17 protein-coding genes and 1 tRNA gene are annotated in these 19,616 nt (G+C 74.8%); 9 read left to right on the top strand and 9 right to left on the bottom strand.

Annotated elements, in window-relative coordinates:
* The first annotated feature begins 177 nt into the window (after nucleotides 1–177).
* A complete protein-coding gene (locus ACJ9NR_RS32960) occupies nucleotides 178–1,815 on the top strand; it encodes a PucR family transcriptional regulator (RefSeq protein WP_412491028.1) in 1,638 nt (545 codons plus the stop codon).
* A gap of 552 nt (nucleotides 1,816–2,367) precedes the next feature.
* Here ACJ9NR_RS32960 and ACJ9NR_RS32955 read toward each other — a convergent pair.
* The 3 genes from ACJ9NR_RS32955 to ACJ9NR_RS32945 form a co-directional block, all read right to left on the bottom strand.
* Complete coding sequence (locus ACJ9NR_RS32955; protein ID WP_412491030.1) at nucleotides 2,368–3,102, bottom strand: DUF1775 domain-containing protein; 735 nt, start codon at nucleotides 3,100–3,102, stop codon at nucleotides 2,368–2,370.
* A gap of 1,039 nt (nucleotides 3,103–4,141) precedes the next feature.
* Nucleotides 4,142–4,218 (bottom strand) — tRNA-Pro (locus tag ACJ9NR_RS32950).
* A 66-nt stretch (nucleotides 4,219–4,284) separates the two neighbouring features.
* Entirely contained in the window at nucleotides 4,285–5,736 is a 1,452-nt protein-coding gene (locus tag ACJ9NR_RS32945) for an MFS transporter (RefSeq protein WP_412491031.1), read from the bottom strand.
* 249 nt (nucleotides 5,737–5,985) lie between these two features.
* On the opposite strand from ACJ9NR_RS32945, the gene ACJ9NR_RS32940 reads away from it, so the two are divergent.
* Nucleotides 5,986–6,594, top strand: a complete 609-nt coding sequence (locus ACJ9NR_RS32940) for a TetR/AcrR family transcriptional regulator (RefSeq protein ID WP_412491032.1) — start codon at nucleotides 5,986–5,988, stop codon at nucleotides 6,592–6,594.
* A gap of 181 nt (nucleotides 6,595–6,775) precedes the next feature.
* Here the strand turns inward: ACJ9NR_RS32940 and ACJ9NR_RS32935 are convergent, their stop codons facing one another.
* The 3 genes from ACJ9NR_RS32935 to ACJ9NR_RS32925 are packed head-to-tail and all read right to left on the bottom strand — an operon-like array spanning nucleotide 6,776 to nucleotide 9,401.
* The gene (locus tag ACJ9NR_RS32935) at nucleotides 6,776–7,858 is read right to left on the bottom strand and encodes a maleylacetate reductase (RefSeq protein ID WP_412491033.1); all 1,083 of its coding nucleotides are present in this window, start codon (nucleotides 7,856–7,858) and stop codon (nucleotides 6,776–6,778) included.
* Nucleotides 7,855–8,778, bottom strand: a complete 924-nt coding sequence (locus ACJ9NR_RS32930; protein ID WP_412491034.1) for an intradiol ring-cleavage dioxygenase — start codon at nucleotides 8,776–8,778, stop codon at nucleotides 7,855–7,857. Before ACJ9NR_RS32930 ends, ACJ9NR_RS32935 begins: the two co-directional genes overlap by 4 nt.
* A gap of 26 nt (nucleotides 8,779–8,804) precedes the next feature.
* Nucleotides 8,805–9,401, bottom strand: a complete 597-nt coding sequence (locus tag ACJ9NR_RS32925) for a hypothetical protein (protein ID WP_412491035.1) — start codon at nucleotides 9,399–9,401, stop codon at nucleotides 8,805–8,807.
* 274 nt (nucleotides 9,402–9,675) lie between these two features.
* On the opposite strand from ACJ9NR_RS32925, the gene ACJ9NR_RS32920 reads away from it, so the two are divergent.
* Nucleotides 9,676–10,020, top strand: coding sequence for a cupin domain-containing protein (locus ACJ9NR_RS32920; RefSeq protein ID WP_412491036.1), 345 nt, complete (start codon nucleotides 9,676–9,678; stop codon nucleotides 10,018–10,020).
* Here ACJ9NR_RS32920 and ACJ9NR_RS32915 read toward each other — a convergent pair.
* Nucleotides 10,010–11,032 (bottom strand): LacI family DNA-binding transcriptional regulator, encoded by a 1,023-nt coding sequence (locus ACJ9NR_RS32915; RefSeq protein WP_412491037.1) that lies wholly within the window; start codon nucleotides 11,030–11,032, stop codon nucleotides 10,010–10,012. The genes ACJ9NR_RS32920 and ACJ9NR_RS32915 overlap by 11 nt on opposite strands.
* 131 nt (nucleotides 11,033–11,163) lie before the next feature.
* Here ACJ9NR_RS32915 and ACJ9NR_RS32910 point away from each other — a divergent pair, with 131 nt between their 5' ends.
* Nucleotides 11,164–12,324, top strand: coding sequence for a Gfo/Idh/MocA family protein (locus ACJ9NR_RS32910; RefSeq protein ID WP_412491038.1), 1,161 nt, complete (start codon nucleotides 11,164–11,166; stop codon nucleotides 12,322–12,324).
* On the opposite strand, the gene ACJ9NR_RS32905 is transcribed toward ACJ9NR_RS32910, so the two are convergent.
* Nucleotides 12,305–12,925: a poly-gamma-glutamate hydrolase family protein gene (locus ACJ9NR_RS32905; protein WP_412491039.1), complete on the bottom strand. Its 621-nt coding sequence runs from the start codon at nucleotides 12,923–12,925 to the stop codon at nucleotides 12,305–12,307. The genes ACJ9NR_RS32910 and ACJ9NR_RS32905 overlap by 20 nt on opposite strands.
* A gap of 10 nt (nucleotides 12,926–12,935) precedes the next feature.
* Nucleotides 12,936–13,967, bottom strand: a complete 1,032-nt coding sequence (locus ACJ9NR_RS32900; protein WP_412491040.1) for a LacI family DNA-binding transcriptional regulator — start codon at nucleotides 13,965–13,967, stop codon at nucleotides 12,936–12,938.
* Nucleotides 13,968–14,110: 143 nt separating this feature from the next.
* On the opposite strand from ACJ9NR_RS32900, the gene ACJ9NR_RS32895 reads away from it, so the two are divergent.
* From ACJ9NR_RS32895 to ACJ9NR_RS32875, 5 genes are all read left to right on the top strand, one after another.
* Nucleotides 14,111–15,274: a phytanoyl-CoA dioxygenase family protein gene (locus tag ACJ9NR_RS32895; protein WP_412491041.1), complete on the top strand. Its 1,164-nt coding sequence runs from the start codon at nucleotides 14,111–14,113 to the stop codon at nucleotides 15,272–15,274.
* 12 nt (nucleotides 15,275–15,286) lie between these two features.
* Nucleotides 15,287–16,066 carry an SDR family oxidoreductase gene (locus ACJ9NR_RS32890; protein ID WP_412491042.1) on the top strand — a complete coding sequence of 260 codons (780 nt, stop codon included), beginning with the start codon at nucleotides 15,287–15,289 and terminating at the stop codon, nucleotides 16,064–16,066.
* Nucleotides 16,067–16,111: 45 nt separating this feature from the next.
* Nucleotides 16,112–17,116 (top strand): Gfo/Idh/MocA family protein, encoded by a 1,005-nt coding sequence (locus ACJ9NR_RS32885; protein ID WP_412491043.1) that lies wholly within the window; start codon nucleotides 16,112–16,114, stop codon nucleotides 17,114–17,116.
* A 158-nt stretch (nucleotides 17,117–17,274) separates the two neighbouring features.
* Nucleotides 17,275–18,594, top strand: a complete 1,320-nt coding sequence (locus ACJ9NR_RS32880) for a protoporphyrinogen/coproporphyrinogen oxidase (protein WP_412491044.1) — start codon at nucleotides 17,275–17,277, stop codon at nucleotides 18,592–18,594.
* A complete protein-coding gene (locus ACJ9NR_RS32875) occupies nucleotides 18,591–19,607 on the top strand; it encodes a Gfo/Idh/MocA family protein (RefSeq protein ID WP_412491045.1) in 1,017 nt (338 codons plus the stop codon). Before ACJ9NR_RS32880 ends, ACJ9NR_RS32875 begins: the two co-directional genes overlap by 4 nt.
* Nucleotides 19,608–19,616: the final 9 nt, after the last annotated feature.

The raw sequence follows: 19,616 nt of genomic DNA, 5'->3' as shown, positions 1-19,616 counted from the left end.
CCGCCGCCGCGGGCGACGGCAACGCCCGAACCGTCCAGCCGGAGGACGGTGTCCGGACGATGTGTCAGCCGCGGCGGACCGGCCCACCGGTCCGCCGCGCGGGGACCGGGCGGCCCGCCTCCCCCGTCTGCCGGGCGGCGCCGCTTGTCACCGTGTCCGGGCGGGCAGGTAGGCCCTATGCGCGAGAACGAGTCCTCCGAGCGCGAGACCGCCGGCACCGCGAGCCGTCCGCTCACCGTCGCCGACGCGCTGGCCCTGCCGGTCCTCGCCGCCGGACAGCCGCAGGTCGTCACGGGGGTGGACCACCTCGACCGGCCGGTGCGCTGGGTGCACATCACCGAGCTGACGGACCCGGCGTCCTTCCTCAAGGGCGGTGAACTCGTCCTGACCACCGGCATGCCCCTGCCGGAGGAGCCTGCGGGCGTGCGCCGGTACGTCGACGAGCTCGCGGACGTCGGAGCTGCGGCCCTGGTCATCGAGCTCGTACGGCGCTACCACCGCCCGCCGGCCGCCCTGGTGGACGCCTGCCGGGCCCGTGGCCTGCCGCTGGTCACGCTCGCCGCGGACGTCAACTTCCTGGACGTGACCCAGGTCGTCCACGCGCTGCTGCTGGGCAACCAGGCGGACGCGATGCGCCGGACCCAGCGCATCCACGAGGCGTTCACCGCGCTGACGCTGCGCGGTGCGGGACCGCGGGAGGTGGTGCGCGCGGCGGCGCAGACCAGCGGCCGGACGGTCGTGCTGGAGAACCTGGTGCACCAGGCGCTGGTCTGCGAGCCGTCCGGCCGCACGCTGGAGGAGGCGCTCACCGGCTGGGAACGGCGCTCGCGGGCCGCACCGCCGCGCGAGCGCACCGAGGTGTGCGGGCCCGAGGGCTGGCTCGTGGCACCCGTGGAGTACCAGGGCGAGCGCTGGGGCCGCGCGGTCATGCTCCCCGCGCGCACGGGTCCGTCCGCCTTCGGACCGGAGGACGTCACCGTCCTGGAGCGGACGGCGATGGCCCTGACCATCGCCCGCCTCATCCACGCCACGCCCTGGGAGCGCACCGCGCACCGGGGCGCCCTGCGCGACCTGGCCGAGCAGCGCCACCGCTCCCCCGCGGACGCCCACGCCCGGTTCGCCGCGCTGGGGCTGCCCGTCGCGGACTGCTCCTTCGTCGCCGTACGCGTGGACTTGCCCGCCGGGGCCGACGACGCGGAGGCGGAGCGCCGCCTGTCCGAGACCCTGCGGGCGGCCGGGGTGCCGACGCTCGTCGGCGTCCTGGCGCCCGGCAGGCTCGGCGTGCTGCTCGCCCTGCGCACCGCGGGGACCTGGCGCCCGGCGGTCGAACGGCTGAGCCTCGGTGCGCTCGCCGTCGACCCGGACGCGGTGGTGAGCGTCGGCTCCGAGGTCAGGGACCTCCCCGCCGCCGCCCGCTCCTTCCGCGAGGCCGGGCGCGTGGCCGAGGCGGTGCCTCCCGGCGCGCCGCCGCCCGAGGGCCGGTCCTTCCACGAGCTGTCCGACATCGGCCTGCGCCGCCTGCTGTACGCGCTGCGCGAGGACGTCCGGATCCAGGAGTACGCCGAGCGCCGGCTCGGGCGCCTCGCCGACCACGACACCCGGCACGGCACGGACCTGCTGACGACCCTGCGCCACTACCTGGACGCGGCCGGGAACAAGACGACCACGGCGCGCCGCGGCAACCTCTCCCGCGAGACGGTCTACCAGCGGCTCCGGACGATCGAACGACTGCTGGACTGCGACCTGGAATCGGGCGGACAGCGCACCGAACTGCATGTGGCCCTGGCGGCACTGGACGTGCTGCGGACCCGCTGACCGGGCACGCGCCGCCGCGCCCGGAGGCGGAGCACCCCGCTCCGGGCCCGTCCCGCGCCCCCGTCACGCCCGGGCCCCAGCGGCCGGTCCGCCGAGTCCGGTCCCGGCGCCGGTCCCAGCGCTCGGACACCCCTGCACGAGCGGCGCCCCGCGGGACGGGGCCGCGGCGCACCAGGACGCGCACGCACCACCCGGCCGACCCGGCCGCACCGGCGTACCGGCGCGGGAGAGGGCCCGTGGGGCGGGGTCCCGGCCGCCCCACGGGCTCTGCCCTCCTTTACGTGATGAACACCTCCGATGCTCATCCGTGCCCCGTGCCCCGTGCCCCCTGCCGCAGGCCGGGCGGCGCACGGCCTGCGGGGGACGACCGGGCGGGGGACGACCGGGCAGGGGACGACCGGGCAGGGGACGGCAAGCCGCCGAAGGCCACGGCGAGGTACGCGCCCAGGGCCCGCGCCGAGGCGGGGCCACCGGGCGAAGGGGGGGCGGGTGCCACGGCCGGGGCGCGAAGGCGGGCCGGCGTGATCCCGTGGCTCGGCGGCTGCCGCGGCCTCAGTCCTGCGGCGAGGGCGACGAGCGGCGCCTGGCCAGGACCCAGCCTCCGCCGCCGAGCACGACCAGCGCCAGTACCGCTGCGCCGACGACCAGGCCGGTCGAGGGGCCGTGGTCCTGCTCGGCGCCGGCGGTGTCGGCGACCGGTGCGGACGAGGCGGCCGTGGCCGAGGGAGCGTCCGGCGCCGAGCCGGCCGGGGCCGTGGCGCCCGCTTCCGGGCTGAGCGGTGTGGCTCCCGGTGCCGCCGCCTTCAGCTTCAGGACCGGGGCGGGCTGCTCCGGTTCCTTGCCCCCGGTTGGCGTCTCGATCCAGCGGGAGACCTCGCCGTCGCTGTAGGTCTCGACGGTCTTGAAGACGAGCTCCTTGGCGTTCGGCAGCTGCTTGACCTTGATCCTGTGCTCGGCGTCGACGCCCGGTTTCAGGGCCGGTCCGCCGAGGGTGTAGCCGTCACCGGCCGCCGTGAGTTTCCAGCCCTCGGGGGCGCCGTCGAGGGTCACGTCGCCGGGAGCGATGCCCTCGGGCAGGACGACGCGCACCTTGGTGAAGCCACCGGAGGCGGACTCGGCCTCCGAGACGAAGGTCAGGGTGACGTCGGTGGCGAGGGCCTGCGGGGTGTCGGCCTCGACCTCCGCGTGCGCGGACGCGGGCACGGACAGGGCGAGGGTGGCCGTCACGGCGGCGGCGCCGGCGAGCGCGGCACGGCGGGCGGTACGGGCGAGTGGACGGATGTGCATGGACACAGAGGAGTTCCTTGCCGGTAGGGGAAGGACCGGACCGGCGGCAGCCTGGTCCGGTGGCGGACCGGAGTCGCTCCCGCGCCGGTGGGCCTCTGCGCACCACCGCGTGCTCCAGTACGTCTTCCCGGGTACGCGCCACGCCGTGCGCGTCGGCCGCGACACCGCACCGGGGCAGCCGTACCGGCTTCGCCCCCTGATGACCGACCGGCCGGGGCAACGCCTGCGCCAGGGCCGCCGCGGCCACCCGGGCCAGGGTGCGCAGGGCGCCGAGGCCGGCCGACATCCGCGCGTCGGCGCGGTGCAGCAGCCAGGCCACCGACAGGGCGGAGAGCGCGTGCACGGTCGTCATCGCCGCTCCGGCATGGTGCCAGGCGTGGCCGTCGCCCGGCGCCGCGGCCATGTGGCCGCCGTGCGCCGCGTGCGCCGGCGTGCCGACGGGCGCGTCGACGTCCGCGTACGACAGCGCCAGATGCAGCAGTGCCTGCGTCGTGAGCGTGAAGGCGATGGTGGCGGTCGCGGCGTAGCGGCGCCGGGCGAGCGGCCAGACCGCCAGGAACTGACCGGCACACGCCGCCCCGGCCAGTCGCCACGGCACCGCGCCCTCGACGATCGCGTGGTGTCCGAACGCGGCGAGCACGGTGCCGAGCACGGCGAACAGCCCGGCCCGCACGCACGCACCCGCGCGGCCGGCCCGCTCTCCCCCGGCACCTGTCGCGTGCCCGGTCACCTCGTCACACGGCACGTCCGTCCGTCATCCTCCGGCTACCGGCGGTCGGCCCCCACGGTCGGCGCGCGGGCGAGCCGGCCGAAGCAGGGTATGGGCGTTCACCTTGTCGTATACGGCGGACCGGGCGGGGGCGTTCACGCGGGTTCCGGGGTTCCGGGGTTCCGGGGTTCCGGGGTTCCGGGAGACGTTCACGCGGTTCCGGGGCTCCGGGAGAGCCGAGAGACGCGGGAGATCCGCGAGAGCCGGGAGCAGCATGAGTCAGCCGCCCTCCCCTTGCGCGGGAGAGCGGCTTTCGACCTGCGGTGAAGCTGGTCGGGACGACAGGATTTGAACCTGCGACCCCTTGACCCCCAGTCAAGTGCGCTACCAAGCTGCGCCACGTCCCGGTGCGCCTCGCGCGGAGAACCGCGTGATCGCGCAGGTCGACCCTACCGTACGGCCGACGCCGGGGGTCAACCGCGTGCGGCGGGTACGGCCGCTTGCGGCTGCCCGGGTGCCGGGGCGTCCGTGGAACTCGCCGCGGGGGTGAGGCGGCCGCGACGGGCGGCCGGGACGAGCAGGGCCGCGAGTGCGGCGGCCAGGCACAGAACGGCCAGCAGGGTGAAGCCGTGGGTGTAGCCGGAGGCGTACGGCAGCCCCGAGGGCTGGAGGTGGCCGGTGACCAGGACGCTGGTCAGGGCGGCGCCGATGGAGCCGCCGATGGTCCGGATGTTGGCGTTCATGCCGGTCGCGGCGCCGGTCTGGGAGGCCGGGACGCTGCCCACGATCAGGTTGGCCATCGAGGCGAAGGCCAGCCCGATGCCGAGGCCGAACACGCCGGAGACCAGGGCGACCTGCCACTGCCGGTCGTGCCAGGCGGCGAGCAGGCCGAGGGCGAGGGCACCGAGCGCCGCCCCGGCCGTCAGCAGGGTTTTCGCACCTACGACCGGCTCCAGCCGGCCGCTGAGGATGCCGGAGAAGAACATGGTCGCCAGCATCGGCAGCATCAGCAGGCCGGAGGCCGTGACACTCGCGCCGAAGCCGTATCCGGCGGAGCCGGGCGTCTGCACGAAGCCGGGCAGGAAGGACCACAGCGCGTACATGCCCGCGCCGAACAGCAGGGCCACGGTGTTGGTGGTCCACACGGTGGGCAGCCGCATCACGCGCAGGTCGATCAGCGGAGTGCGGGAGCGGGCCTCGGCCAGCAGCCAGGCGGTGAACAGGACCGCCGCCGCGGCGAACAGGCCGATCACCTTCGCCGAGCCCCAGCCCCAGGTGCCCGCCTGGCTCAGCGGCAGCAGCAGCGCCACCAGCCAGGCCGACAGCAGGGCCGCGCCCAGCCAACCGACGCTGCCTCCGCCCCTGTTGGGCGACTCGGGGACGTAGCGCAGGGCGATCAGCACGGTGGCCGCGACGACCGCCACGGGGATCCAGAACAGCCAGCGGTAGTCGAGCGCGGACACGATCGGCCCGGCGGCGACGATGCCGACGCCGCCGCCCGCGGCGATCACGGCGGACAGGTTGCTGATGCTGCCGCTGACCCGCGAGGCGTCGAACTCGTCGCGGATGATGCCGAAGGAGAGCGGGAAGAGCGCGCCGCCGACCCCCTGGACGACCCGGGCGACGATCAGTACGCCGATGGTCGGGGCGAGCGCGGCGAGCAGGCAGCCGAGCAGCACGACGGACAGGACGGCGACGAGGGTGCGCTTCTTGCCGATCAGGTCGCCGACGCGGCCGAGGATCGGGGTGAAGACGGAGGCGGACAGCAGGTAGGCCGTCATCACCCAGGTCGCGGTGGACTGTGAGGTGTGCAGCGCGTGCTGGACCGTGGGCAGGGCCGGAGCTATCAGCGACTGCAGCATGGCGAACACACCGGCGCCGGTCGCGAGGACGGCGAAGGTGAGACGGGTGGACTTGCGGGGCATGGACGTGCCTCTCCGAACGAACGGGGTGCGGCCGGAGTCCTCGGGCGCCGTCGTACGGGCCCGGGGGCGCCCGCTGGGCACCTTCGGGCACGCCGACGGCCGCGGTGAGCGGTCGCGGAAAGGGGAGGGTGTGCCGCGCGCGGCCGTACGCGGCCGCGGCGATCGCACTCGCACTGGTAAAGTGGAGGTACCCCTCCACTGTAGCGGAGGTGCCCCTCCGTTTCAACTCGTCCCGCCCGGGAGGCAGCAGTGTCGGCCCAGCCGTACCCCGTCCGTGAGCTCGTGGCGTCCCGGCGCCCGCACCGGAAGGACGCCGCGCGCAACTACGACGCCCTGCTGGCCGCCGCCCGCGAGGCGTTCGCCGAGCACGGCGCCGAGGCGTCCTTGGAGGACATCGCCCGGCGCGCGGGCGTCGGCATCGGCACCCTGTACCGGAACTTCCCCTCCCGCCGCGAACTGTTCGAGAGCGTGTACGCGGACGAGGTCAACGAGCTCGTCCGGGTCGCCGAGGAGGTCGCCGACCGGGAGCCGTGGGAGGCGCTGACCGCCTGGCTCACCCGGTTCGCGGACTACATGGTGACCAAGCGGGCCGTGCGCGAGGCACTCGACGAGGAGTCGGAGATCTTCGACGCCTGCCGCGAGTCGATGTACGCCGCCGGCGGGCCGCTGTTCACCCGCGCGCAGCGGGCCGGGGTGGCCCGCGGGGACATGGACTTCGGCGACCTGATCCGCATGGTCGCCGGCATCACCGGGACGGTGTTCGCCGACGACGCCCAGCGGGACCGGGTGCTGGCCATCGCCCTGGACGGGGTGCGCACCGGGGCTGAGGCGGCGCGGCACCCGCGGCTCGGCCGGTAGCCCGGCGGCCCCGGACACCCGTGAAGAGTCAACAGCCGGCCGGTGGTGCCGGTCCAGTCCTCGGTGTAGACGACGTCGTAGGACTTGTTCGTGTACGTCAGCCAACGCGCCGCGACACGGCCGGATGCCGGCCCGGGACAGGACAGGCGGGACAGGACGGGGCGGGACCCGTCGGGCGGGGTCAGTCGCCGGGGAACTCCGGGGGCCCGCCCTCGTACGCCGCCCGCAGCACCGCGAGCGCGCCCTCCGCGGTGACCGCGCGCGGGTTGGCGTACGACTGGCCCGCCGTCCGGGCGGCCGCCTCCGCCAGGTCCGCTTCCCTCAGGCCCAGTTCGGCCAGCGAGCGGGGGGCGCCCAGCCGGGCGGCGAGGGCCCGCAGGGCGTGCGGCGCGTCGGCCGCGTCCAGGGCGCGGGCCACCGTGGCGGCCGCTTCCGGGGCCGCGGGGGCGTTGTAGGCGAGGGCGTAGGGCAGGACCACCGTGTGCGTCTCGGCGTGCGGCAGGTCGAACGTGCCGCCCAGGACATGGCAGAGCTTGTGGTGCAGGCCCATGGTGGTGGCGCCCAGGCAGGAGCCGCACAGCCAGGCGCCGTACAGGGCGCGGCCGCGGGCCTCGAGGGAGTCCGGCTGGTCGGCCACCGCGGGCAGGGCGCCCGCCATGGCCCGCAGGCCCTCCTCCGCCATCAGCGTGGTCAGGGGCGAGGCGTCGGGGGCGTAGAGCGCCTCGACGGCGTGCGCGACGGCGTTGATGCCGCTGGTGACCGTGAGCGGCACGGGCAGGGAGAGGGTGAGTTCGGGGTCGTAGACGACGCTGCGCGGCAGGACGACGGGGTCGCGGCCGGTGCGTTTGGCGCCGTGTTCGGTCAGGCCCCAGACGGGGGTCATCTCCGAGCCGGAGTAGGTGGAGGGCACCGCGATCGGCGTCAGCCCGGTGCGCAGGGCGATCGCCTTGCCGAGTCCGATCGAGGAGCCGCCGCCGACCGCCACGCAGCCGTCGGCGCCCGCCGCGCGGGCCACCTCGACGGCGCGGGTGGCGACGTCGGCGGGGACGTGCATCCGGGCGCCGGTGTGCAGGCCCACGCAGGCGGGGCCGAGGGAGTCGGCGACCGCGCGGGCGGTGGCCGCGCCACGGCTGCCGCAGACCACGAGCAGGCGGCGCAGGCCGAGCGCGGCGGCCTCCCGGGGGGTCGCGGTGGTGGCGGCGCCGGGCCGGAAGACGACCCGCACCGGCCAGGACTCGTGAAAGAAGTCCAGGACGTCCTTCACGACCGCTCCAGTACGAGGTCGAAGCGGGCGTACCGGAAGGGGTTCGCGACGCCGAACTCGGCCGCCAGGGAAGGATCGTCCGTCCGGGCGAAGTCCTGCACGAGGCTCGGCTTGACGGCGAACACGGCGTCGGAGTCGAGGTGTTCGCTGCCCGCGACGAAGATGTGCGTGGTGACCGGTACGTGCCCCTCGGCGGAGGCGATGAAGTGGATGTGGGCCGGGCGGTAGGGGTGGCGGCCGGTCGCGCGCAGCAGGTCCCCGACCGGGCCGTCCGTCGGGATGGGGTACGGGCTCGGCACACAGGTGCGGAACCGGAAGCGGCCGTCGGCGTCCGCGGTGAACAGTCCGCGGCCGTTGCCCGGCGGCTGCACGTCGGGGCGCTGGACGTCGTAGAAGCCGTCGCCGTCGGCCTGCCAGACGTCGATCACCGCGCCCGGCAGGGGGGTTCCGTCCCGGGACAGGACCCGGCCGCCGACCACGCAGGGCTCGCCGCCGCCCACCAGGTCGATGTCGGCGCCGAGTTCGCGCACCGGTGACTCGGTCATGTGGAAGGGGCCGAGGACCGTCGACTCGGTGGCGCCCGCGGCGCGGTCGCCGTTGATCGTCTCGACGAGCATCGACAGTCCGAGCACGTCGGACAGGAGGATGAACTCCTGCCGGGTGCCGGTGCAGGTCTGCCCGGTCCTGGTCAGGAAGGTGACGGCCTTCTCCCACTCCTGTTGTGTCAGCCGTGTCTCGCGCGCGAAGGCGTGCACGTGGCGGATCAGGCCGGCGAGCAGCTCACGCAGCCGCGGGTCGGCGGTACCGGCGAGGCTGGCGACGGCCTCGTCGGTGACGGTCCTGTCGGTGACGGTCGCCGCCGCGGCGGCCTCGTCGGTGGCGGTCGTCCCGCCGGTCGTGCCGGTGGCGTCGGTGGTCATGACGGCTCCCTTCCCGGGTGCGCGGGTCAACCGAACCAGACGCTGAGCCGTACGTGCTCCTCGCCGTGCTCGGCCGCGAGGTGGCGCATGGCGCTCCACACCTCTGCCCAGCATCCCTCGTTCGGCGGGGCGAGCATGCGGGCGGTGAGGACCACGGGCCGGTACACCGCGCCGTCCAGGTGCACCTCGGCGCCGGGCGGCCATTCCGGCGGGGCGAGGTGCAGGCCTCCGCCGCCGAAGAGCTCACCCGCCGCCGTGCGCAGGGTGGGTGTCACCCGTACGAGGTGCTCGCCGCCCGGGTCCGAGCGGTGCGTCCAGTACCAGGCGGGCCGGGAGGCCAGCGGCTCGTCCCAGTCGACCGCGCCGGCCTCGGCCCAGCTGACGTGCGTGTGGCTGTGCTGGTGATCGCCGAGCGCCGCCTCGCGCACCGGGTCCGACACGTCGTCGGGCAGTCCGCGGTCGGCGAAGAGCGGGCGCTCCACGTCGCCGGTCCCGCGCACGCCGAAGAGGCAGTCCCAGGCGACGTAGTCCCGCGGCGGGCTGAAGTCCAGCAGATCGAACTCCATCCGCCAGCGTCCGTCGGCGCGGCGGCTTTCGATGGCACCATCCATGTCCGTCCCCACGCGGCGAACCTTATGGCAGGACGGACGGCCTGTGACGCCATGATGGGGTGATCGTGTCCGCTAGGGCTACGATCACACCGGGCGGCGCGTCCATCGGGCGGGCCTGCAGCGCCCTCCGGGGGCGCGGGGAAGCCGCGCGGACCGCCACGGCGGTGCCGCGGACGGTCGACGGCGTACCGGCCCGCGCCGGCACGACGAAGTGTCCTGCCACCCGCCCGACTACCGCACACAGTGTCCACGCACGGCCGGCGGTACCCCTCGTTAGGGTCGCGTCATGACCCACAGCTTCGTTGTGCACGTCCCGGACGCCGAGCTCGAGCCGGAGCCCCTCGACCCGGAGCGGATCGTCTCCGGTGCCCCGGAGGTGACCGGCAGGGTCGTCTGGGAGTCGGCGGACGGCAGGCAGCTGCGCGGCGTCTGGCAGATCACGCCGGGCGTGGTGACCGACACCGAGGCGGACGAGGTGTTCGTCGTGCTGAGCGGGTCGGCGACCATCGAGGTGGCGGGCGGGCCGACGCTGCGGGTGGGGCCCGGCGACCTGGCCGTGCTGCGCGCGGGCGACCGTACGACGTGGACGGTGCACGAGACGCTGCGCAAGGCGTACGCCGTCAACCGGTGAGCGGGATTCCGTCCCCGGGCGGGGCCGCGGTCGTGCCGCGGATCTCCAGCGTCGGTACGGACAGGTGCAGCCGCCCCGCTCCCCCGGGCCGTTCGAAGCGGTCAAGCAGGCAGCGGGCGGCGCGCCGGCCCACCTCCTGCCCGGCGTTGTCGACGGTGGTCAGCCAGACGTGGCGCAGCCGGGAGATGCTGGTGTTGTCGTAGCCGACGACCGACACGTCCTGCGGGACGCGCAGGCCGAGTTCCTCCGCGGCCGAGAGCGCGCCGACGGAGGCGATGTCGTTGACGGCGAACAGGGCCGTGGGCCGCCGCGGGCGGCTGAGCAGCCGGACGGTGGCGCGGTAGCCGCCCTCCTCGGTCATGTCGCTGGGTTCGGCCACGGCCTGGTCCGCGAGGCCGTGCGCCCGTACGGTCGCCTCGAAGCCGCGCCTGCGCAGCTCGCCGACGGCGCCGTAGCCCGCGATGTGCGCGACGCGCCGGTGGCCGAGTGCGATGAGGTGCTCGGTGACCAGCCGGGCGCCCTGCTCGTCGTCGCACGCCACCACGTCCACGCCGGCCGGGGCGGGCTCTCGGGCCCCGGCCACCACGACCGGGATCCGCTCCGCGGCCGTGCCCAGCGCGGCCGGGCCGGGCAGGGTGCCGACGACGACCAGGCCGTCCACCCGCAGGTCGAGGAGCGGCTCGGCGGGGTCCTGACCGGCGCGGCGGTTGAGGCGGGCGTCGGCCAGCAGCATCCGCAGGCCGTTGTCGTGCAGCAGCGGGTTCAGGCCGTCGAGGAGGTCGACGAACCAGGGGTTGCGCAGGTCGTTGAGGAGCACGCCGACCGTGCGCGTGCGCCGCTCGCTGAGGCTGCGCGCCGCCTCGTTGGGCCGGTAGCCGAGCTCCCGCGCCGCCCGCAGCACGGCCTCCCGCTTCTCGGGCCGCACCTGCCCGGAGCCGCGCAGCACCAGCGAGACCAGCGACTTCGACACGCCGGCGGCTTCGGCCACGTCGCGAATGGTCGGCGGTTTCATGCTCTGGACCGTTCCATGGGCGGCAGCGGCTTGTCAAAGGGCCGAGCGAGGGTTGACAGCGGCAGTTTCTGGCCTCCAGGGTGACCCGGACAGGTTGTGGACCGTTCCAAGAGTTCCGAAGAGGGGCTGTCATGGTGGATTCGCTCGGTGTCGCCGTCATCGGGTTCGGCTGGATGGGCCGGGTGCACACCCAGGCGTACGCCCGCGTGCCGCACCACTACCCGGAGCTGGGCCTGCGCCCGACGCTGGTGGCGGTCGCCGAGGAGGTGCCGGGCCGCGCCGAGGAGGCCGCCGCGCAGTTCGGGTTCGCCTCGACGACCCGGGACTGGCGCGACATCGCCGGGGACCCGCGCGTGCGGGCCGTGTCCATCACCGCCCCCAACTTCCTGCACCGTGAGATCGGCGTCGCGATGGCCGCGGCGGGCAAGCACATCTGGATCGAGAAGCCGGTCGGGCTGGGCACCGCGGACGCGCGGGCGGTCGCCGACGCGGTCGCCGGCGCGGGCGTGCGGGGCGCGGTGGGCTTCAACTACCGCAACGCGCCGGCCGTCGAGACGGCCCGCGCACTCATCGCCTCCGGGGAGATCGGCCGCGTCACGCACGCCCGCGTCCGCCTGTTCAGCGACTACGCCGCCCACCCGGAGGGCGCGCTGACCTGGCGCTACGAGAAGGAGCGCGGCGGCAGCGGCGTCCTGGGCGATCTCGCCTCGCACGGCGCCGACCTGGCCCGCTTCCTGCTCGGCCCCGTCGAGTCGCTGACCGCCGACACGGCCGTCTTCATCCCCGAGCGGGCCCGCCCCACCGGTGCCACCGCCGGACACGCCCGGGCCACCGGCGGCGAGCTCGGCCCGGTCGAGAACGAGGACTACGTGAACTGTCTGCTGCGCTTCGCCTCCGGCGCCCGCGGCGTGCTGGAGGCCTGCCGGGTCTCGGTCGGCGAGCAGAACAACTACGGCTTCGAGGTGCACGGCACCGAGGGCGCCGTCCTCTGGGACTTCCGCCGCATGAACGAGCTCGGCGTCAGCCGCGGCCCCGGCTACCAGGACCAGCCCGTCAGCACGGTGTACGTCGGCCCGGGCGCCGGGGAGTACGGCGCCTTCCAGCCCGGCGCCGCCAACGGCATGGGCTACGACGACCTGAAGGTGATCGAGGCCCACCGGTTCCTGCGCTCGATCGCGGAGGGCAGGCCCTGCGGCGCCACCCTGCAGGACGCCGTGCGCAGTGCCGCCGTACTGGAGGCGATGGTCCGGTCGGCGGAGAGCGGCGGCTGGGTCAGCGTGCCGGACGCGTGACGGACTCGGCGGCCAGCAGCCGGACCCCGGTGACGAGCGCGTCGACGACGGGGCGCGGCGGATCGTCGGGGACCCGCGGGCCGCGGCCCGCCCGGTGGGTGCGGGCGGACAGCGGCAGTTCGACCTGGACCCCGCCGCGCCGCGGCAGGTTGACCGGGTTCCTGGCGTGCACGCCGCGCAGCGCGGCCGGGATCTCGGCGAGGTCGGTGACCGGGTCGAACCGCGGGCGCAGGGCGCTCAGCCCCGAGGCGAGCAGGTGGGCGGCCGGGCGGTTGGTCCCGCCGAGGAAGATGGACCGCGGTGTCGCCGGTCTCATGTGGCCGTGCAGCGAGACCGCGAGGGTGACCCGGGACAGGAACACCCGCAGCAGGGCGCAGTGCTCGACCGCCATGCGCGGGGAGGGGATGTGCACCGGCTCCGGCACTCCCGGCTGGGTGAAGACCAGGCTGGTGGCGCCGCAGCGTTCGGCCACCGACCGGGCCAGCTCGGCGGTGCCGCCCTCGTTGCTGCCGTGCAGCGCGAGCAGTCCGACCTCGCCGCCGGTGGTGAGCGTGGCGAGCAGCCGGACGCCCTCGATCTCCACGAGTTCGGTCCTCGTCATGCCCGTCTCCTCACCCCGTCGCCTGTGGTGGCATGTTGTACGGCGTCACCACCTGGATCGCCGAGGGCAGCGTAGGCCCGGTGGGCGGCAGCGCGCCGTGCGCGCGCATGACGATGTGGCAGGCCGCGCGCATGTCCCGGCGCAGGTCGTGGTGGAGGACGGCGGACAGGCGGTGCTCGCGCAGCAGGCGGGTGTTGTCGTGGTCGAGGTCGTGCGCGACGAACACCGCGCACTCGCGGCCCAGGTCCTCGAAGGCGCGCAGGGTGGCGATGTTGCCGCCGCCGATGGAGTAGACGGCGCGGATGCCCGGGTCGCGGGCGAGGGCGGCGCGCACGAGGTCGTACTGGGTGGCGTCCAGGCCCTGCCCCTCGGCGATCTCGACCAGCGCGCGGTCCGGGTGGCGGCTGCGCATGGCGCCGCGGAAGCCCATCTCGCGCTCCTCCTCGTTGCGGAAGAAGCCGCTGCTGAGGCTGGTGAGCACGTTGCCGGGCCGCTCGCCCAGCCACTGCCCCATGAGGTAGGCGGCGGTGGCGCCTGCGGCGCGGTTGTCGATGCCGACGTAGGCGAGGCGGGCGGTGGCGGGCAGGTCGGTGAACAGGGTGACGACGGGGATACCCGCCTCGGCGAGCCGGCCGACGGCGGCCGTGACCTCGGGGACGTCCGGGGCCTTGAGGATCACGCCCTGCGAGCCGCGCCGGGCGATCCGGTCCAGGGCCGCGGTCAGCTCCGCCACCGGGCCGGTCTCGCGGAAGTGGAACCGCGAGCGCACCACGGCCGGGTGCAGCGCGGGCAGCTCCGCCTCCAGGGCGGTGCGCACGGCCGTGGAGAACCGCTCCGGCGCCTGCATCACGATGTCGATCATGAAGGTGCGGCCGACCAGCCGGACCTGGGTGCGCTGCCGGTCCAGGTCGCTGATGGCCTGCCGGACCTCCCGCGCGGTGCTCTCCCGGACGCCGCCCCTGGCGTTGAGCACCCGGTCGACGGTCGCTTCGCTCAGGCCCGCCTGCCGGGCGATCTCCCGGATCGGGAAGGGGTGGCCCATGCGCGGACTCCTCTCGCCGGCACGTTGAGGGGTTTTTGATGGCAGCGTGCCGGTTGTTCGCCAGGTTTGTCATGACAAGAATGACAGGGCAGCCCAGGGCTGTCACCGAGCGCCGTGTGACACCTCCGACCGAAGGAACGACGATGTCTTCCACCTTTGCGGATCACCGTGTCTGGCTGTCCGAACAGGACTGCGACCTGGCCGGCTTCCGTGAGCTGGTCGAGCGGAGCACCGACCTCGAGGACTTCCCGCACGCCTCTGCGGTGGAGCACGGCGTCCTGGTCTACGACAGCGCGCGGCTGCGCGCGGCCGAGCGGCGGCCGCTGCGCTGCGAACTGGTGCGGGCGCTGACCGAGGGGCCCGGCGTCGTGGTCCTCAAGGGCGCCTTCCCCGACCTGTCCGTCGTCGACCGGCTCAGCGCCGTGTTCGACGCCCTGATCGCCGAGCAGCGCGCGGCGGGTGCCACGGCCGGTGACCACTTCGCCGCGCCGGGCGCCAACGACCGGGTGTGGAACGCGCTGGAGAAGGCGGCCCTGTACGACGCCGGGGCGTTCGCCGACTACTACGCCAACGACGTCCTCGCGCTGGTCTCGGCCGCCTGGCTCGGCCCCGGCTACCAGGTGACCTCGCAGGTCAACGTGGTCAACCCGGGCGGCGCGGCGCAGACCGTCCACCGCGACTACCACCTCGGCTTCCTCTCCGGCGAGGCGGCGGCCGCCTACCCGGCCCACGTCCACCGGCTGTCCCCCGTGCTCACCCTCCAGGGCGCGGTCGCGCACTGCGACATGCCGGTGGAGTCCGGGCCGACGCTGTACCTGCCGTACTCGCAGCGCTACGAGCCCGGCTACCTGGCCTGGCGGCTGCCCGCGTTCCAGGCGTACTTCGACGCCCACCGCGTCCAGCTCCCGCTCGCCAAGGGCGACGCGGCCTTCTTCAACCCCGCGCTGTTCCACGCGGCCGGCGCCAACCGCTCCGCGGACATCCGCCGCATGGCCAACCTGCTCCAGGTCTCCTCCGCGTTCGGGCGGGCCATGGAGACGGTGGACCGCGAGGCCGTCACCAACGCCGTCTACCCCGTGCTGCTCGAGCGCAGGGCCGGGGGCGCGGACGAGGACTGGCTGGAGAACGTGGTCGCCGCCAGTGCCGAGGGCTACCCCTTCCCCACCAACCTCGACAGCGACCCGCCGGCCGACGGCCTCGCCCCGCCCGCGCAGGCGGACGTCGTACGGCGCGCGCTGCGCGAATCATGGACTCCCGAGGCCCTGCGGCAGGAGCTGCGGGCCGGCGCCGGGCGCCGGGAAAGCTGAAAGGACCTTCACATGGGACTTCTCGACGGCAAGGTCGTCCTCGTCAACGGCGGCAGTCAGGGCGTCGGCGCCGCCGTCGCCCGGGCCGCCGTCCGCGCGGGCGCGGCGGCGGTGGCCGTGACCGGGCGTCGCCCGGAACCGGGCGAGGCACTGGTCGCCGAGCTGACGGCCGAGGGCGGCAAGGCGATGTTCATCCGCGCCGACCTCGCCGACGCCGGGCAGGCGAGGACCGCGGTGGGCGACGTGGTCGCGGCGTACGGGCGGATCGACTGCCTGGTCAACTCCGCGGGGCTCACCTCCCGCGGCACGCTGCTGGACACCACGCCCGAGCTGTTCGACCAGCACATCGCGATCAACCTCAAGGCGCCGTTCTTCGCCATGCAGGCCGCCGTGGCGGACATGGTCTCCCGCGGGTCACCCGGCACGATCGTCAACATCATCACGTCCTCGGCGCACGGCGGGCAGCCCTTCCTCGCCCCCTACGTCGCCGCGAAGGCGGGCCTGGCCGGCCTGACCCGCAACGCCGCGCACGCGCACCGCTGGGACCGCGTCCGCATCAACGGCCTCAACATCGGCTGGACGGCGACCGAGGGCGAGGACGCGACGCAGAAGCGCTTCCACGGCGCCGGCGACGACTGGCGCGAGGAGGCCGCCGCCCGGCTGCCGATGGGCAGGCTGGGGCAGCCGGACGAGATCGCCGACTTCGTGGTCCTGCTGCTGTCGGACCGGTCGGGCGTGGTGACCGGATCGGTGATCGACTGGGACCAGAACGTGCTCGGCGGCCTCGACTGAGGAACCCGGCAAGACACCCGCACCCTCTCTAGGAGCAGCACCCCCATGCGTATCGGAATCCTCGGCCTCGGCCGCATCGGCGCCTTCCACGCCGAGACCCTCTCCGGACTCGACGTGGTCGAGTCGCTCGTGCTCACCGACCCGTTCGCGGACGCCGCCAAGTCCGCCGCGGAGCGGTTCGGCGGCGAGGTCGTGGACTCGCCGGAGGCGCTGCTGGCCGCCGGCGTCGACGGCATCGTGGTCGCGGCCGCGACGGACGCCCACCCCGGGCTGATCCTGGCCGGGGTCGAGGCCGGCGTCCCCGTCTTCTGCGAGAAGCCCGTGGCCCGGACCATGGCCGAGGGCGCAGAGGTCCTGAAGGCGATCGAGGGCAGCGGGGTGCCGGTCCAGATCGGCTACAACCGGCGCTTCGACGCCGGGTTCGCCGCCGCCCGCGCGGCCGTGCGGAGCGGCGAGCTCGGCACGCTGCACACCGTGCGGTCGACCACCCTGGACCCGGCTCCGCCGCCGGCCGCGTACATCGCCGCCTCCGGCGGCATCTTCCGCGACTGCTCGGTGCACGACTTCGACATCATCCGCTGGGTGACCGGCCGCGAGGTGCGCGAGGTGTACGCCGTCGGTGGCAACCGCGGCGCCGAGTACATCAAGGAGGCGGGCGACGCCGACACCACCGGCGCGCTCCTCACCCTCGACGACGGCACCATCGCGGTGGTCTCCAACTCCCGGCACAACGCCCGGGGCTACGACGTCCGCATGGAGATCCACGGCTTCACGGACTCCATCGCCGTCGGCCTGGAGGACAAGCTGCCGCTGCGCTCCGTCGAGCCGGGCGTGACCTTCCCGGCCGGCACCCCGCACGACTTCTTCATGGACCGCTTCACCGCGGCCTACCGCGCCGAACTCACCGCGTTCACCGAGGTGGTGGCGGGCAGCCGGCCCTCGCCGTGCACGGTCGCGGACGCCTTGGAGGCCGGCTGGATCGCGGACGCCTGCACCCTGTCGCTGCACGAGCACCGGCCGGTGACCGTCGCGGAGGTCCGCGCCGGCTGACGGCGCCCCGGTCCCTCGTGCTCCGTGCTCCGGGCGGCCTGCGCCGTCCGGAGCACGGGAGTGTGTCAACCACCACCTCGCCCCGGCGGTCATCATCACGGGGTCGCCCGTACCACCGTGCGATCCACTCATGCCGGACCGACCGAGGAGCGACACCCATGAACACCGCCGAGACGTCCCGGCCCGACGGGCCCCGCCGCGTGATCGTCGTCGGTGCCGGACCGGGCGGGCTGACCGCCGCCCGTGAACTGGAGCGCGCGGGGCACCGGGTGACGGTGCTGGAGGAGCAGGACTCCGTCGCCGGGAAGTGCCGCACCGTGCGGGTGGCGGGCCTGGCCCACGACCTGGGCGGCCACATATGCACCAACCGCTACGAGCGGACGGCGGAGTTGATGGGCGAACTCGGCGTGAAGACCGAGCGCACCACCCGCTACCGCATCCTCGACGTCGAGCGCCGCACCGCCTCCCGCCAGGCGATGTCGTTCTTACGTGATCCCGCCCTCCGCCGCTACCGGGCGCTGCGCGAGCGGGAGTTCCCGCGCATCGCCGAACCCGGCCTCGCCCACTCCGCGCGGGCCCTCGCCGCGCCCGTCGCCGACTGGATCGCCGCGCACCGGCTCCAGTCCATGGCCGCGTCGTTCGGCCCCGGCTACACGGCGGCCGGCTACGGCTATCTCGACGACGAGGTGCCCGCGCTCTACTTCGTCAAGTACGCCGAGATGACCGGGCTGCTCTCCCCCGGCTCCGAACTGCTGGGCCACGACGGCGCGTTCACCGTCACGGGCGGCTTCGCCACGCTGTGGCGCCGGGTCGCCGCGGAGCTGCGGGACGTGCGGTGCGGGGTGCGCGTGCGGTCCGTCCAGCGGCCGGGCGACGGTGTACGGGTCCTGACGGACTCAGGCCCGCTGGAGGCCGACGACCTGGTGCTGGCCGTCACGCCGGACCGCATCCTGCCGGTGCTGGACGCCACGCCCGGGGAGCGCGACCTCGCCGGCCGGATCCGCCACAACGCCTACCACACCACCGTCGCCACCGCCCCCGGCCTGCCCGACAACGCCTTCTACTTCCTCGCCCCCCACACCGCGCACCGCACGGCGCGGGGCCACTGCGTCTCGTACCACCACCGCTACCCGGACAGCGACGTACGGACCTTCTACTCCTACGGCCGCCCCGAGGACGTCGCCGCCCTGCTGCCGCGGGACGTCGCACGGCTGGGCGGGCGGCTTCAGGAGGTGCATGTGCACCAGCCCTGGGCGTTCATGCCGCACTTCGGCAGCGGCGACCTCGAGGACGGCGCCCTGGACCGCCTCGACGCGCTCCAGGGCCGTGACCGCACCTACTACACCGGCGGCCTGCCCGCCTTCGAACTGGTCGAGTGCGCCGTCGCCCATGCCCAGGACCTCGTCCGCCGCCATTTCCCGCCGGCACAGGGCACACTGACCCCGCAGGAACGGATCAAGGAGGAACGCACGTCATGAGCGAAGAAGGCCGCGCACCCCTGCGCATCGGCGTCCTGGGCGCCGCGCGCATCACCGAACGCGCTCTGGTCGGCCCCGCCCGCGCCGGTGGACACCGCCTCGTGGCCGTGGCCGCGCGGGAGCGCTCCCGCGCCGAGGCCTTCGCCGCCGAACACGGAGTGGAGCGGGTCGTGGGCTCCTACCGGGAGCTGCTGGCCGACCCCGAGGTCGAGGTCGTCTACAACCCGCTCGCCAACGGCCTGCACGGCCCCTGGAACCTCGCCGCCCTCGCGGCCGGCAAGCACGTGCTGAGCGAGAAGCCGTCGGCGAGCAATGCCGAGGAGGCCGCCGAGGTGCGTCGGGCGGCGGAGAAGGCCGGCACCGTGTTCATGGAGGCGTTCCACTACCTCTTCCACCCGGTCACCCGCCGCCTGCACGAACTGCTCGCCGGCGGTGAACTGGGCGAACTGCGGCGCGTGGAGGCCCTGGTCGCCATCCCGGCCCCCGCGGACACCGACCCCCGCTGGTCCCTGCCGCTGGCCGGCGGCGCCATGATGGACCTGGGCTGCTACAGCCTGCACGCCCTGCGCATGCTCGCCCCCTGGGCGGGCGGCGCGCCACGCCTCGTCTCCGCGCGGGGCGGCGAACGGGCGGGCGCGCCGGGAGTCGACGAATGGCTCGACGCCGACCTGGAGTTCCCGAACGGAGCCACCGGCAGCGCACGCTGCCACATGGCCTTCGACCGGGTCGAGATGAGCTGCCGCGTGATCGGCAGCCGCGGTGAGGCGCTGGCCCCGAACTACGTCCTCCCCCACCTCGACGACCGGCTCGTGATCCGTACCGGGGACGGCGAGCGGACGGAGCGTCTGGGCACCAGGTCGTCCTACAGCCACCAGCTGGAGGCGTTCGCGGCGCGCGTCCGCGAGGGCAGGCCGCTGCCGCTGGACGCGGCCGACGCGGTGGCGACGATGACGCTGATCGACGAGTGCTACCGGGCGGCGGGGTTCGAGCCGCGGCCCCGCACCACGCCGTAGCCGCACCCC

This window comes from Streptomyces sediminimaris, from assembly GCF_047049295.1.
GTDB classification, from domain to species: domain Bacteria; phylum Actinomycetota; class Actinomycetes; order Streptomycetales; family Streptomycetaceae; genus Streptomyces; species Streptomyces sediminimaris.
The sequence above is the reverse complement of the archived record's forward strand: the minus strand, read 5'-3'. Positions and strand labels throughout refer to the sequence as shown.

What these genes read in the sequence shown, in the direction of transcription:
- ACJ9NR_RS32930 (WP_412491034.1), bottom strand. Translation starts at nt 8,778, where the DNA reads ATGACCACCGACGCCACCGGCACGACCGGCGGGACGACCGCCACCGAC.
- ACJ9NR_RS32955 (WP_412491030.1), bottom strand. Translation starts at nt 3,102, where the DNA reads ATGCACATCCGTCCACTCGCCCGTACCGCCCGCCGTGCCGCGCTCGCC.
- ACJ9NR_RS32890 (WP_412491042.1), top strand. Translation starts at nt 15,287, where the DNA reads ATGGGACTTCTCGACGGCAAGGTCGTCCTCGTCAACGGCGGCAGTCAG.
- ACJ9NR_RS32915 (WP_412491037.1), bottom strand. Translation starts at nt 11,032, where the DNA reads ATGAAACCGCCGACCATTCGCGACGTGGCCGAAGCCGCCGGCGTGTCG.
- ACJ9NR_RS32945 (WP_412491031.1), bottom strand. Translation starts at nt 5,736, where the DNA reads ATGCCCCGCAAGTCCACCCGTCTCACCTTCGCCGTCCTCGCGACCGGC.
- ACJ9NR_RS32960 (WP_412491028.1), top strand. Translation starts at nt 178, where the DNA reads ATGCGCGAGAACGAGTCCTCCGAGCGCGAGACCGCCGGCACCGCGAGC.
- ACJ9NR_RS32895 (WP_412491041.1), top strand. Translation starts at nt 14,111, where the DNA reads ATGTCTTCCACCTTTGCGGATCACCGTGTCTGGCTGTCCGAACAGGAC.
- ACJ9NR_RS32885 (WP_412491043.1), top strand. Translation starts at nt 16,112, where the DNA reads ATGCGTATCGGAATCCTCGGCCTCGGCCGCATCGGCGCCTTCCACGCC.
- ACJ9NR_RS32875 (WP_412491045.1), top strand. Translation starts at nt 18,591, where the DNA reads ATGAGCGAAGAAGGCCGCGCACCCCTGCGCATCGGCGTCCTGGGCGCC.
- ACJ9NR_RS32905 (WP_412491039.1), bottom strand. Translation starts at nt 12,925, where the DNA reads ATGACGAGGACCGAACTCGTGGAGATCGAGGGCGTCCGGCTGCTCGCC.
- ACJ9NR_RS32920 (WP_412491036.1), top strand. Translation starts at nt 9,676, where the DNA reads ATGACCCACAGCTTCGTTGTGCACGTCCCGGACGCCGAGCTCGAGCCG.
- ACJ9NR_RS32900 (WP_412491040.1), bottom strand. Translation starts at nt 13,967, where the DNA reads ATGGGCCACCCCTTCCCGATCCGGGAGATCGCCCGGCAGGCGGGCCTG.
- ACJ9NR_RS32880 (WP_412491044.1), top strand. Translation starts at nt 17,275, where the DNA reads ATGAACACCGCCGAGACGTCCCGGCCCGACGGGCCCCGCCGCGTGATC.
- ACJ9NR_RS32910 (WP_412491038.1), top strand. Translation starts at nt 11,164, where the DNA reads ATGGTGGATTCGCTCGGTGTCGCCGTCATCGGGTTCGGCTGGATGGGC.